This is a genomic window from Acidovorax sp. sic0104 (assembly GCF_019219095.1).
Taxonomy (GTDB): Bacteria; Pseudomonadota; Gammaproteobacteria; order Burkholderiales; family Burkholderiaceae_C; genus Acidovorax.
Genome location: NZ_JAHUWH010000002.1, coordinates 105,796 through 119,149, shown reverse-complemented (window position 1 = coordinate 119,149; position 13,354 = coordinate 105,796). Strand labels below are relative to the sequence as shown.

Sequence of the window (13,354 nt, the reverse complement as noted above, 5' to 3'; positions counted from 1 at the left end):
GGGCGGCTCGTGGGTGTGTCGGCAGCCGAAATGCGCGAGCTTATCCTCGCAGCCAGCGCACGTTCTTGCGGGACAATGCGGGCCATGAAGAATCGCAGCGGATGGACGGCGCCGCCGCAGGGGAGCGGCGGCCGGCACAGTATCGGGGAGGCTCGGTGAACCGTACCCAGGTTCCGCTGGTCGTCGACCTGGACGGCACGCTGATCAAGACCGATTTGCTGGCCGAAACGGCCAACAGCTTCATCCTTGCGCAGCCATGGCGTGTCTTTCAGCTACTGGCATGGCTGGCTGCAGGCAGGGCCACACTGAAGTCGCGCCTGGCCCAGGCCAGCGCCGTCGATCCCTCCACGCTGCCTTTCAACGAGGACCTGCTGGCCTGGCTGCGGGAGGAAAAGCGCCAGGGCCGCTGCGTGGTGCTCGCGACAGCGAGCCATCAGTTGCTGGCCGACAAGGTGGCCGCGCACCTGGGCCTGTTCGACGAGGTGCTCGCCACACGGGGCACCACCAACCTCAAGGCGCATGCCAAGCGGGATGCACTCGTGGCCCGTTTTGGCGAAGGCGGATTTGACTATGTGGGCAACGACCGGGCAGACCTGCCGGTGTGGGCATCTGCAGCCCAGTCCCATGTGGTGTGCGGCCTGCGAGGACTCTTGCAAGAGGTGCGGCGCCTGGGCCGGCACGGGCGCGAAATCGCGGGTGGCAGGCCTCCCGCCGGGGCGATGCTGCTGCGGGCCATGCGCCCCCACCAGTGGGTCAAGAACCTTTTGGTCCTGGTGCCGTTGATGACCGCACACCGCTACGGCGATGCCACCAGCCTTGTGAATGCCGGGTGGGCGTTCGTGGTTTTCTGCCTCACGGCGTCCAGCGTCTATCTGCTCAATGATCTGGCCGACCTGGACGACGACCGCCAGCATGGCGGCAAGCGGAAGCGCCCGTTGGCTTCCGGCAACCTGGGCCTGGCGCAGGGCTGGGCGGCCTGGCCCGCGCTGCTGGTGGTGGCGCTCGCGCTGGCGGGGCCTTTGCTGCCCTGGCCCTTCACTGCCACGCTGGCGGCGTATTTCGTGTCCACGGCAGCGTATTCGTGGTGGCTTAAACAGATACCGGTCATCGATGTATTGGCGCTGGCGGGTCTCTACACGCTGCGCATCGTGGCCGGAGCGGCTGCCATCGGTGTGCCCCTGTCGTTCTGGCTGCTGGCGTTCTCCATGTTCCTCTTCTTCAGCCTGGCCTTGCTCAAGCGCTACGGCGAACTGCGTGCGGTCCCGCCCACCGGCAGCGTGGTCTGGCTTCGGGGCAGGGGTTACGACACCCAGGACCTGGGCCTCATCGCCAGCCTGGGAGGAGCTGCGGGCTACATCGCGGTGCTGGTGCTGGCGCTTTACATACAGGACGAGCACACGGCCCGCCTCTACACCACGCCCGCCTTCATCTGGCTGGCCTGTCCCTTGCTGCTGTACTGGGTCTCTCGCGCCTGGCTCATTGCCCACCGCGGCCACATGCATGAGGATCCTGTTGTCTTTGCGCTCAGGGATCGTGCGAGCTGGGCCGTGGCCGGGCTGTTGGCGCTGGCATTCGTGCTGGCCAGGGTGGTGGCTTGAGGCGGGTGTCGTCCTGGGGGCGCCTGTGCGCAGACCCGCACCACACCATGGGCCTGCACGATGCGGCGCAGGTGGCCAAGCTTGTCTCCAGCGGCCGTCTTCCCGGCCTGGCCCATGGCATGGGCCGCAGCTATGGCGACGCCTGCCTCAATCCGGGCGGGCAGCTCTGGCTCACGGCAGGCCTTGACCGGTTCATTGCCTTCGATGAGGCCACGGGCCGCCTGACCTGCGAGGCAGGGGTCCTGCTGCGCGACATCCAGCAGCTGGCCATGCCCAGAGGCTGGGCGCTGCCGGTCATGCCCGGCACGCAGCAGGTCACGGTGGGAGGCGCCATTGCCAACGATGTGCATGGAAAGAACCACCACCACAGCGGCTGCTTCGGCGACCATGTGCTGCGCATCCGGCTTGTGCGCACGGATGGCAGCACGCTGGAGTGCGGCCCGGGCCTGCAACCTGGCTGGTGGGCTGCCACGGTGGGCGGCCTGGGCCTCACAGGGGTGATCGTCGAAGCCGAGATCCAACTGCGCCGGGCGGCCTCAGCGTGGCTGGACACGGAGACCGTGCCGTTTTCGGGCATGCAGGAATTTCTCCAGCTTTCCGATGGGTCCGAAACTGCCTGGGAGCACGCCGTGGCATGGATAGATTGCCTCTCGGGCCCTCTGGTGCGGGGCCTTTTCATGCGTGCCAACACAGCGGGCCCGCAGGCGCGGCGCGAACCCGCGCCCCGCGCGCTGACCGTACCCTTCGTGCCGCCGGTGCCGCTGGCCAACCGCTTGTCGCTGCGCCCCTTCAATGCGCTGTACTTCCACCGAGGGCGCATGAAGGCCGGCCGCACGGTGATACACGGCGCGGCGTTCCACCATCCGCTGGATGCACTGCACGGCTGGAACCGTCTGTACGGGCCGACGGGGTTCTTCCAGTACCAGAGCGTTGTGCCGCGCGATGCTGGGCGGGCCGCTACCGAAGCCATGCTGGCCGAGATTGCACGCGCGGGTGAGGGGTCCTGCCTCGCGGTGCTCAAGACCTTTGGCGCGCGCGCGCCCTGCGGCATGCTGAGTTTCGTGCGGCCGGGTGTGACGCTGGCGCTGGATTTTCCGAACCGGGGCGCACGCACGCTGGCCCTGTTCGAGCGGCTCGATGCCATCGTGGCGGATGCCGGTGGCCGGCTCTACGCGGCCAAGGACGCGCGAATGCCCAGGGCGCTGTTCGAGGCGGGGTATCCGAGGCTGGATGAATTTGTGGCATTCCGGGACCCTGGGATCAGTTCGGGGCTGTCGCGGCGGCTGCTGGGGAGTTGATGCCGTGAGCAACGCCACAAGAAGAATCGTCATCGTGGGTGCCACCTCCGCCATGGCCGAACACTGCGCGCGGTTGTGGGTGCAGGCTGCGCCCGTGGACTTGACGCTGGTGGGCCGCGACCACGGCCGCATGGAGCGTGTGGCTGCGGACCTGCGGGTGCGCAGCCCGCGGTCGCGCATCGGCAAGGTCTGCGCGGACTTTCTGAACCCGTTGGCCATCCGCGCCACGGTGGACGGCATTGCGCGGCAAGGAGCGGTCGATATCGTGCTGATCGCCCACGGCAGCCTTCCCGAGCAGCCTGCATGCCAGGAGGACCTGTCGGCATGCAGCGAGGCGCTGCGGGTCAACGGCGTCTCGCCCGTACTGTTTGCCGAGGCCTTCGCGGAGCACATGGCCCGGCAGGGGCGGGGCACGCTGGCACTGATCGGCTCGGTCGCCGGTGACCGGGGGCGCCGCACCAACTATGTGTATGGCGCCGCCAAGGGGCTGCTGGCGCGGTACGCCGAGGGGTTGCAGCACCGCTTTGCCGGTACGGCCGTGCGGGTCGTTCTGGTCAAGCCCGGCCCGACCGACACGCCCATGACCGCCCACCTCAAGGCGCAGGGAGTCAGGCTTGCCGGGGTAGAGCAGGTTGCCCGTCAGGTGGTCGCTGCCATCGAGGCGGGCAAGCCGCTGGCCTATGTGCCCGGCCGGTGGCGCTGGATCATGGTGGTCATCCGCCATCTGCCGCGGGCCGTCTTCCACCGAATGAAAATCTGAGCATGGACATCCACCGCATTTCCACCGCTGCCGTACCGCAGGAGCATCCCACGCCCTTGCCCGTTCAACTGGGACTGCTGCTGGCCGTTCTGTTCACCGGTGCGTTCTACCTTTCCTATGCACAGAGCGCCTGGTTCTTCCAGGACGACTTCCAGCTCATCGTGCAGTACGCGCACGCCCTGCAGCCGCAGCAACTGCTGGACTTCGCCAGCTTTGGCCGGTTCCTGAGCCGCAACGTCTACTGGCACTACGGCATCAAGTTCTTTGCCCTGCACGCGCCGCTGTTCTTCCTGCTGAACCTGTTCTTCATCTGCGCCACCAGCCTGCTGGTCTACCGGGTAATGTTGCGCCAGTACGGCACATTCCCCGCCGTCGTGGCGGGGTTGGTGTATTTCTGCCTTCCCGGCACGGTCGAAGCCTACGCCTGGCTGTCGAACTCGCAGCACCTGCTGGGGCACTTGTTCGTCCTGGTTTTCGTGTATCTGTTCACCGCCCGCGAAGAAGACCGCCATGGCCGCCGGTGGGTTCCTGCGTTGCTGTTGCTGCTGGTCCTGTTGCTAGGGCTGCTGTCCAACGTGCTGGTGGGCATGGTGCTCAGCCTGCCGCTGTGGATGCTGGTTGCCGACCGGCGCTACCGAAGGAACCCGTGGAACCTCGGGGTGGCTGCGGCGGGCATGGCCCTGTTTCTGTACTTCTACGTGAACCTGGCGCAGCACCAGACCGGCGCCTACGCGACCTCGTTCTCCTTTGGCACGTTCTGGCAGAACGCCACGTTCTACTTCAAGGGCGATGTGGGTGCGGCGCTGTGGATGGGGGTGGTGGCGCTGGGCGCCGCGTGGTCGTGGTTCAGGGGCAGGCTGCTCACGGCCTGGTTCTTCCTCGCGTCCGCCGCGTTCATGCTGCCCTTTGCCTTTCTGGTGCACCAGCGCTACGGGAGCTACTCGGTGCTGTCTCACCTGTTCGTGGTGCTGGCGTGCTGGTGCCTGGTCTGCGATGGCTGCGATGTGCCGGGTGGTGCGCGGCCAAAGTGGGTGTCGTACGTGGGAGCGGCTGTCCTGTTGCTGGTGCTGGGCCAGTCGCTGGGGCTGCCATTGCGGCATTTTGGTCAGTATCCGCATGGCAGGACAGTGCGGGAACAGGTGGAGCAACTGCGCCTGTTCGATGCAAGGAATCCGGCGGTCAAGAGCTATTGCTTTCGCAGCGACAAGCCCGCCGTCAACACCACGGGGGTCAAGGTGTGGGATATCCCGGCCGAATGGTGGCAGGTCGGCTTCGGCGCTGCCTTCTCGCTGTTCGTGAATGGGCAGAAGACCTACGAGCTGGTGTCGGCGACCTCCCGCTGCGACGCTACTTTCACTTTCATCGATCAGAGGCTCGAACGTGTGGCTGAATGAAGAGCCTTCCAGGCCAAGCACCTGCGTGCAACCGCTCGCGCACCTGGGCAGCCAACTGCGCCTGCTGCGGCCGTGGTGCCCACGAAAGCAAGCATGAGAGTGTGGCGTTTGCGATCCCTGCAGGAGTACCTGGCCCATGCAGCCCGGACCCATGCCGATGCCGAGCGCGATGCGCAGGCCCTCGCGCGCCTGGTGCCACCGGGCGATCCACGGCCGTTCACCGTGCCCGGGTATTCCTATCCCGCAGGTGCGATGGTGGAGTTTCTGGTGGACTACCAGTACAGCGCCACACCGGGCCAGATCAACTGGCGCGAACGCCTGGTGTGTCCGGTGACGGGGCTGAACAACCGCATGCGGGCCTGCATCCACCTGTTCGACATGGAGATGGGGGTCTATGCTGACAGCCGTATCTACCTCACGGAGCAGGTCACCCCGACGTACCAGATGTTCCGGCAGCGCCATTGCGGTGTCGTTGGCAGCGAATATCTGGGGCCCGGTGCGGAGCGGGGGGGCACGCGCGCAGACGGTGTCCGCCACGAAGACCTGCGCCAGTTGAGCTTTGCCGACGCCAGCCTGGACGCCATCGTGTCCCTGGATGTGCTGGAGCACATACCCGACTACCTGCAGGCCTTGCGCGAGTGCCGCCGTTGCCTTTGCGACGGTGGAAAGCTCATGTGGTCCGTGCCGTTCCTGCCCCATGAGCAGGCGAGCCTGCACCGCGCCACGGTGGATGCTGCGGGCACCATCACCCATCATCTGGCACCCGAGTACCACGGCGACCCTCTGGGCGGCGACGGGGTGCTGTGCTACACCCATTTCGGCTGGGACATGCTGGAGCAGGCGAGGGCGGCAGGATTCCAGGATGCCTACGCCTTGGCCTACAGGGCGCCTGCGTTCGGTTACCTGGGAGATGCTGCCCTGGTTTTCTTTGCCGTGGCCTGAGCCTGCAGCCCTGAGCACCGATCCCATATATCTTTGGCAACCATGACCTCAACGACTTCTACCGACACACACAACCTGCAGGCGGCAGCGGCATACGAAGGTTTTATCGACACTGTCGGCCCCTCCACGATCACAGGCTGGGCTTTGGATGCCTGCGCTCCCGCGCGTCGTCTGGTGGTGGAGGTGTTGTGCGACGGCGCACCGGTGGCGCAGGCCAGGGCCGACCAGTTCCGAGCCGATCTGGCGCAGGCCGGCAAGTCGGACGGCGGCTGTGCGTTCAGCCTGCCTGTGCCGCTGGCCTTGCTGGACGGCCGTGTGCACGAGGTGGCGGTGCGTATCCACGGCGGCGGCCCGGTACTGCCTGCGAAGATCTCCACCTTCAGTGCCGAGCCCTTGATGGCGGAAGGCGCGGTGCAGCTCGATGGCGGCGCCCTGGTGGGCGCGGTACGTTTTGCTGGGTCGCCGTCAGGGGAGGACGCCACCCTGTGGGTGCGGGATGTGGCCACGCAGACCGTGGTCGCACAGGGGCAGGGGCAGGCCGATGCGGGTGATGCCGCATTGCTGCGCTTTCGCATCGCGTTGCCTGCGCCGCTGTTCGATGGCCGGCCCCATGCCTTCACGGTGCATCGCGCGAGAGACGGGGCGCTGGTGCAGTGCGCCGCCGTCGTCATGCCCCATGTCGCCACGCCCGAGCATGCGCTGCTCGCGAATGTCCGCCACACCGACGCTCCGCGCCTGGCGGCATTGGCAGGTTACCGGTACGACGCGCTGGCCCGCCAGGTGGCGCGGATCGGCCGGGATCCGCAGGGTGCTCGGGCGCTGGCCCAGCTCGGCGCAGTCCACGCGCGAGTTTGCAAGGGGCCCGATGCCGCCGAGAACAACTATGCCGGCCTGGAGTTTCCGACGCACCCGCAGCCCAGAGTCTCGGTCGTCATTCCGGCCTGCAACCAGTTCCACCTGACCTACCACTGCCTGGCCGCGCTGCTGCTGGCTCCCCATGCCACGCCGTTCGAGGTCATCGTGGTGGACGATGGCTCCAGTGACCGCACGCAGGACATCGCACAGCTGGTGTCCGGCATCACCTGCATCCGGCACGAGACGCCGCAGGGCTTCGTGCACGCCTGCAACCGGGGGGCGATGCAAGCCAGGGGCGAGTATGTGGTGCTGCTGAACAACGACACCGAAGTCACGCCCGACTGGCTGGACGAGCTGCTCTGGCCTTTCGAGAACTTCGAGCGCGTGGGACTCACCGGGGCCCAGCTGCTGTTCCCGGACGGCCGGCTGCAGGAGGCCGGCGGCATTGTGTGGAGTTCGGCCAATCCGGCCAACTACGGCCGGGGCGGCAACCCGTATGAGCCCCGCTACAGCTATGCGCGCCAGGCCGACTACCTCTCTGGAGCATGCCTGATGGTGCCCGCCGCGCTGTGGAGGAGCCTGGGCGGGCTCGATGCTGCCTATGCGCCCGCCTACTTCGAAGACACGGATCTGGCATTCCGCGTGCGTGAGCGTGGCTACAGGACGGTGTATGCACCGTTGTCCCGCGTGGTGCACTTCGAGGGCGGCAGCAATGGGACCGATCTGTCTCTGGGCGTCAAGCAGTACCAGGAGGTCAACCGTCCCAGATTCCGGCACAAGTGGATCGAGGCCTGCGCGGGCCATGGCAGGGAAGGTATGGACATCGACTGGGTGAAAGACCGTGGCGTGCCGCTGCGGGCGCTGGTGATCGATGTGCAGACGCCCACGCCGGACCGGGACGCTGGCAGCTATGCCGCGATACAGGAAATGCGGCTGCTCCAGGCCCTGGGTTTCAAGTGCACCTTTGTGCCTCAGGACCTCCAATGGGCGGGCCGCTACACGCAGGACCTACAGCGCATGGGGGTGGAATGCCTGCACGCGCCCTATGTGTCGTCCATCGCCCAGATGCTGGGCGAGCGTGGCGGCGAGTTCGATCTTGTCTACATCACCCGCTATCACGTGGCACAGGCGCAATTGGCCTGCGTGCGGGAGTTCGCTCCCCGGGCCAAGGTGGTGCTGATGAATGCCGACCTGCACTTCCTGCGCGAACTGCGGGGCGCGCTGGCGGCCGGGGATGCCAAGGCGCTGGAAAGCGCGAAGCTGACCCGCAGCGAGGAACTGGCCGTGATGTCCGACGTGGACCTGGTCCTGACCTACACCGCGGTGGAGGAGGCGGTGATCCAGTCGCACAACCTGGATGTCACGGTAGTGGGCCGCTGCCCGTGGGTGAGCCCAGTCGCAGATGCCGTGGCACCCTTTGCCGGGCGCGCCGGGATTGCCTTCCTGGGTGGCTTCGGCCACCCTCCGAATCAGGAGGCGGTCGAGTGGTTCCTGCAGAACGTATGGGCCTCGCTGCGTGCCGAGCTGCCCGACGTGCAGTTGCACATCTACGGCAGCAATGCACCGCCCGGCCTGGCCGCACTGGTGGCGCGGCACGAGGGCGTCATTCTGCAGGGCTGGGTGCCGCGGGTCGCCACCGCGTATGCGGCGCACCGCGTCTTCATCGCGCCGCTGCAGTCGGGGGCCGGCATCAAGGGCAAGGTCATTGGCGCGCTGGCCCATGGCGTGCCCAGCGTGCTGTCGCCGCTGGCGGCCGAGGGCATCTCGGTGGCCGACGGCATCGACGCCTTGCTGGCCGGCACGCCGACGCAATGGGTCGAGGCCGTTTCCCGCATCTACCGCGACGACGCCGCATGGAGGGCGATGTCCGCACGCGCCCAGGTTTTCGTGCGGGCCCGCCATGGTTTTGCACAAGGCGTGCAACAGATGCAGGACGCGCTGCAGCGGGCCGGCATCTTCAGCCACCCCACGGATACCGTGCTGGTGGCGCGCGACCCGCTGGTGTAGGGGCTGAACATGGACATCAGCTACGCAGCCCTGGTGGAGCAGCTGTACCGGGCATTTCTCGGCCGCGAACCTGAGCCCGGAGCCGTGCCAACCTGGGTCGGCCACCTGGAGACGGGCATGGATGTCGCCAGCCTGGTGCGGACCTTCCTGGCGAGCGAAGAGTTTCTCCAGCGCGAGAAGGCATCCACCCGGGGGTTGTTTGTGCCTCCGGGCCACTTCTACAGCCCCCTGGTGGACACGGCTGCGGTGGCGCATCTGTTCGGCCCCGACGCCCCTCGCGCGGCCCCGTGCGCGATCACGGTTGATGCCGGCGTGCACCTGGCCACCTGGGAGCGCCTGTTGCCCTACCTGCAGTCGCAGCCTTTCAGCGACGAGAAGGATCCGCACCTGCGCTACTTCTTCAACAACCCGGCCTTTGCCCATGCGGACGGCGCCATCCTGCATGCCATGCTGCGCGCCAGCCGCCCGCGCAGGCTGGTGGAGGTCGGCTCCGGCTACTCATCGGCCTGCGCGATCGACACCATAGACCTCTGCCTGGGCGGCGAGGTGGATGTCACTTTCATCGAGCCTTACCCGCAACTGCTTCAGGAACTGCTGGGGCCTCAGCGCCTGGCGCGCTGTACGGTGCTGCCCCATGGGGTGCAGTTCACGGATGCGTCCGTCTTCACGTCCCTGGAGGCGGGGGACATCCTGTTCATCGACTCCACGCACGTGATGAAGACCGGCAGCGATGTCTGCCACGAGCTGTTCGAGGTTCTGCCCTCCCTGAAGCCGGGTGTGCTGGTGCACCTGCACGACATGTTCTGGCCTTTCGAGTACCCCGCCGGGTGGGTGTTGCAAGAGAACCGGTCATGGAACGAGCTCTACGGCTTGCGCGCCTTTCTCATGTACAACAGCGCGTTTCGTATCGAGTTCTTCAACGACTACTTTTTCCAGAACTTCCGCTCAGAGATCGAAGCAGGGTGCCCCACCATGCTGAAGAACTCCGGCGGCAGCCTTTGGTTGCGCAAACTGTCTTGACCCATGGCCGGGCGCGCGCCTGGTCCTGCCAAGTGCGAATGGAGCGTCGTGCATGGCTGGATACATCTGTCTGTGTTGTACAGGCCGTGAAAAAGTTTGAGCAGCCTTCCCATTCGCTTATAGTCCAAGCACAGTCAAAAATGGTTGCAAATTAATACAAAGGGCGGACGCATGCAGAAATTGACCGGAAGCAAGACGCTTGTGCCTCTCCTGGCGGGCGCCGCCGGTTTTCTGATCAGCGCTGGAGCGTCCGCGCAGGGCACGGGTGTCGTGTCGATGGAGCGGCAGACGGACGAGGCCTTCCGGCGGGTGTTGCAGCAGCCACAGGATTTGTCTGGCTGGTCCCGGTATGCGCAGTTGCTGGTAGAGGCCGGCAACTACGAAGGCGGCATCGCGGCGCTTGAGCGCCTGCTGCTGGAGCCCAACGCCAGCCCCGACCTGCGGCTGGACATCGCCACGCTTTACTACCGCCAGGGCTCTTATGCCATGGCCGAGTCGATGCTCAGCACCGCGCTGGCGGACAGCCGGCTGCAGGGAGACAGGCGCAAGCTGGCCGAGTCATTGCTCGCCGACGTTCAAAAGCGTGCACAGCGCAGCCAGCTCCAAGGGGTGTTCACGCTGGGAGTACGCCACCAGACCAACCCCTCCTACCGCAGCGATGCATCGCAGGTTCTTTCGGCCGGTGTGCTCGGCCCCCTGGCCGACACCCAACGTCCGCGCGGAGACACCGACATCAATCTCGGATTGCGTGTCAACCATCTCTACGATCTGGAGCGGCAGAATTCGGCCGCCATTGTGACCAACTTTGGCGCTTATCTGGCGGACTACCGCTCCGCTTCGGGTAGCCACCTTGTGGCTGGTGAAAACAAGCCCTACGACCTGCAAGTGCTGGATCTGAATACCGGCCTGCAGTTCAGGCCGGCGCCGGCCTCGGGCTCCAGCCTGACTCTGCGCCCGCACGTCATACTGTCCAACGTGGTTGCAAAGAACCACCAGTACCTGCGCAACCACGGCCTGGGTATTGACATGAACTGGCGCCCGAACGAGCGCACCCTGTACGAATTCACGGTGGACGGTGTGCGCCGCGATTTCGCGGTTCGGGCCGACGTGGCCAATGCCAACGAACTGGACGGTCACCTCTACTCGCTGCGCGCTCGCGTGAGTCGCGAACTGGCACCCGGCCGGGTGCTGGTGGGTGAATACATCCTGCGGCGCGCCACGGCAGACCGGGACATCCATGCATCGGATTCGCACGAGATACGGGCCATCTACGCCATGACCTATGCCAGCCCGCTGGCCCAGGGAAGCCATTGGACCACCGCTGTGTGGATGGGCGCCCTGAACCGTCGCTACGATGCCCCCGACCTGGCCGTGGGCCCCCAGGCCCACAAGGATCGCGAGTGGCGCCTGGGCGTGAACCAGACCATCCCGGTCGCGCCGCTGTGGTCGGTGCTGCTGTCGGCCGAATACGCACGCAACCAGGCCAACTTGCCCAACTACCGTTACAAGAACACATCGGTTTCCGCCACCGTGGTACGCAGCTTCTGAGGAAAAAGACATGTCCCCGCCGATTCAAAAAGACTGGTGGCTTGCAGCCGCACTGACAGGGGCTGCGCTGCCCGCCGCGATGGGCCAGGTGCCTACGGCCGCAGAGAGCCGGCCGACAGCAGGCATTGTCACGTCGGTGTCGCAAGGGGCTTCCGCCACTGACGGCAGCACGCCCATCTACATCGACAACGCCAGCGGCCAGCGCCTGACGACCGGGCCTGACCAGACGATGCACGTGCTGTTCTCGGACCAGTCCGCGCTCACCATAGGGCCCAATTCCAGCGTGGTGATTTCGGAGTATCGCTACGACACCGCCACCCGTGATGGAGTTCTGGTCGTGGATCTGAACCAAGGGGTCGTGCGCGTGGTCGGCGGCTTCATCAGCAAACAGAACGAAACCGTAGTTCGGGCACCCGGTGTTGGGAGCTTTGGCATCCGTGGCGGCATCACCACCGCAGAGCGTGGAGGAGGCACCGCCCGCGCTGTCTTCCTGTTCGGCCAGTCGATGCGAGCCTCTGGCGAGGACGGCCAGCAGACCCAGACCGTCACACGCCAGGGCTTCGGTGTCTCAATCCAAGACAATCAGGTTTCCAGCCCGCAGCTCTTTTCCTCCACCGACCTCACGGCCATGATGGGAAGACTCGGAGCGCAGTCGAACAGTGGCTCGCAGGGCTCGCCAAACCCATCGCCGGCTCCCTCCGGGCAGCTCATCTCCACTGGCAATTCCGGCGGCGGCACAGGAGGTGGGTCACCCGGTAGTACGTTGGCCAACGACCGCCTGAGGAATGTGAACGACACGGGCCCGGGGAGCGCCAATACCTCGTCGGACCCCCTACGCAACATCCTGGGCACCAGCCAGACCCCTGTCCAGTCCTGAGCGCTGCGAGCGTCCATCGCCGCGATGCGTGTACTTTTCGTTTCGGATTATCCGCACCTGCCTTCGATCAAGGGAGGGCTGCAGACCACTACCCATGACCTGTGCCATGCTATCGGCGTGGCCGGGGCAACGGCGGCTGTGCTCTGTGGACAGGTGGAAGGTGCGGCGGGCACGATCGCGCCCTCGGTCAGCGACACTTCGCTCGGTTACCTGTGCATGCGTGCGCCGGCACCGCTGGAGGCGCTGCCACTGGTGGCTGCAGCATGGCAGCCCGATACGATCGTGGTGCAAAGTGGCATGTCGCTGACCCGCATGGTGCTTGCCAGCCTGGATACCGGGCGGCCAACGGTCGTTTACCTGCACAACGTGGAATCCCATCAGCTCGGGGGCAGGCTGGTGCCCGATCCACGGCTGTTGTACTTGGCCAATTCGCACTTCACAGCGCAGCGCTGGCGTGCGCTGGCAGGTTTGCAGTGTGCAGTCATCCCACCCGTGGTGCAGGCCGATAGCTACCTCGCAGGTGCCAGCGGCGACAAGGTACTGTTCGTCAATCCGGTCCCCATCAAGGGGGTGGAGCTGATGTTCGCGTTGGCCGCGCATTGCCCGGACATCCCTTTCCTTGTAGTGGAGAGCTGGAACATCGAACCCGTGTGGCGCGACTGGTGCCGCAGGCGTGCACAGTCACTGGGCAACATCGAATGGCTGGAGCCGGTGGACGACATGCGGCCCGTCTATGCCCGGTCACGGTTGCTGCTCATGCCTTCAGTCTGGGAGGAGTCCTTTGGCCGCACGTCCGTGGAAGCGCAGCTCAATGGCATGCCGGTGCTGGCGAGCGACCGGGGCGCGCTGCCGGAGATCGTCGGACGCGCGGGGACGGTGCTGGACCCCCACGCGCCCGTGGAGCGATGGGCGGATGCCTTGCGCAGCCTGCTGGCCGCGCATGAGGATGTGAGTGCCGTGGCCCGCCGGCAGGGTCTGGGCCACGCGGCCGCCACGCCGCTGATCGTTGGGCAACTGCTGGGCCTGCTGGCGGGGCATGCGGCGCGTTGACGCCC

The 13,354-nt window shown here is 66.2% G+C and carries 10 protein-coding genes; all 10 read left to right on the top strand.

Annotation, left to right across the window (positions count from 1 at the left end; translation table 11 throughout):
- Positions 1–155 precede the first annotated feature (155 nt).
- The 10 genes from KW835_RS04695 (at position 156) to KW835_RS04650 (ending at position 13,349) form a co-directional block, all read left to right on the top strand.
- The gene (locus KW835_RS04695; protein WP_339385501.1) at positions 156–1,598 is read left to right on the top strand and encodes a UbiA family prenyltransferase; all 1,443 of its coding nucleotides are present in this window, start codon (positions 156–158) and stop codon (positions 1,596–1,598) included.
- Between the two features lie 47 nt (positions 1,599–1,645).
- Positions 1,646–2,896: an FAD-binding oxidoreductase gene (locus KW835_RS04690; RefSeq protein ID WP_218381148.1), complete on the top strand. Its 1,251-nt coding sequence runs from the start codon at positions 1,646–1,648 to the stop codon at positions 2,894–2,896.
- 34 nt (positions 2,897–2,930) lie between these two features.
- Positions 2,931–3,656, top strand: a complete 726-nt coding sequence (locus KW835_RS04685; RefSeq protein ID WP_370633580.1) for an SDR family NAD(P)-dependent oxidoreductase — start codon at positions 2,931–2,933, stop codon at positions 3,654–3,656.
- A gap of 2 nt (positions 3,657–3,658) precedes the next feature.
- Positions 3,659–5,050: a hypothetical protein gene (locus KW835_RS04680; protein ID WP_218381146.1), complete on the top strand. Its 1,392-nt coding sequence runs from the start codon at positions 3,659–3,661 to the stop codon at positions 5,048–5,050.
- Between the two features lie 93 nt (positions 5,051–5,143).
- On the top strand, positions 5,144–5,992 hold the full coding sequence (locus KW835_RS04675; protein WP_218381145.1) for a class I SAM-dependent methyltransferase: 849 nt from the start codon (positions 5,144–5,146) through the stop codon (positions 5,990–5,992).
- A 42-nt stretch (positions 5,993–6,034) separates the two neighbouring features.
- Positions 6,035–8,854, top strand: a complete 2,820-nt coding sequence (locus KW835_RS04670; RefSeq protein WP_218381144.1) for a glycosyltransferase — start codon at positions 6,035–6,037, stop codon at positions 8,852–8,854.
- Between the two features lie 9 nt (positions 8,855–8,863).
- Positions 8,864–9,874 carry a class I SAM-dependent methyltransferase gene (locus KW835_RS04665; protein ID WP_218381143.1) on the top strand — a complete coding sequence of 337 codons (1,011 nt, stop codon included), beginning with the start codon at positions 8,864–8,866 and terminating at the stop codon, positions 9,872–9,874.
- A gap of 171 nt (positions 9,875–10,045) precedes the next feature.
- Positions 10,046–11,422 (top strand): tetratricopeptide repeat protein, encoded by a 1,377-nt coding sequence (locus tag KW835_RS04660; RefSeq protein WP_218381142.1) that lies wholly within the window; start codon positions 10,046–10,048, stop codon positions 11,420–11,422.
- A 10-nt stretch (positions 11,423–11,432) separates the two neighbouring features.
- Positions 11,433–12,299 carry a FecR domain-containing protein gene (locus KW835_RS04655; protein ID WP_218381141.1) on the top strand — a complete coding sequence of 289 codons (867 nt, stop codon included), beginning with the start codon at positions 11,433–11,435 and terminating at the stop codon, positions 12,297–12,299.
- Positions 12,300–12,323: 24 nt separating this feature from the next.
- Positions 12,324–13,349: a glycosyltransferase gene (locus tag KW835_RS04650; protein ID WP_218381140.1), complete on the top strand. Its 1,026-nt coding sequence runs from the start codon at positions 12,324–12,326 to the stop codon at positions 13,347–13,349.
- Positions 13,350–13,354: the final 5 nt, after the last annotated feature.

Bases quoted from the DNA above. Each gene is read 5' to 3' on its own strand.
- KW835_RS04665 (WP_218381143.1), top strand. From the start codon at position 8,864: ATGGACATCAGCTACGCAGCCCTGGTGGAGCAGCTGTACCGGGCATTT.
- KW835_RS04655 (WP_218381141.1), top strand. From the start codon at position 11,433: ATGTCCCCGCCGATTCAAAAAGACTGGTGGCTTGCAGCCGCACTGACA.
- KW835_RS04675 (WP_218381145.1), top strand. From the start codon at position 5,144: ATGAGAGTGTGGCGTTTGCGATCCCTGCAGGAGTACCTGGCCCATGCA.
- KW835_RS04680 (WP_218381146.1), top strand. From the start codon at position 3,659: ATGGACATCCACCGCATTTCCACCGCTGCCGTACCGCAGGAGCATCCC.
- KW835_RS04690 (WP_218381148.1), top strand. From the start codon at position 1,646: ATGGGCCTGCACGATGCGGCGCAGGTGGCCAAGCTTGTCTCCAGCGGC.
- KW835_RS04660 (WP_218381142.1), top strand. From the start codon at position 10,046: ATGCAGAAATTGACCGGAAGCAAGACGCTTGTGCCTCTCCTGGCGGGC.
- KW835_RS04650 (WP_218381140.1), top strand. From the start codon at position 12,324: ATGCGTGTACTTTTCGTTTCGGATTATCCGCACCTGCCTTCGATCAAG.
- KW835_RS04670 (WP_218381144.1), top strand. From the start codon at position 6,035: ATGACCTCAACGACTTCTACCGACACACACAACCTGCAGGCGGCAGCG.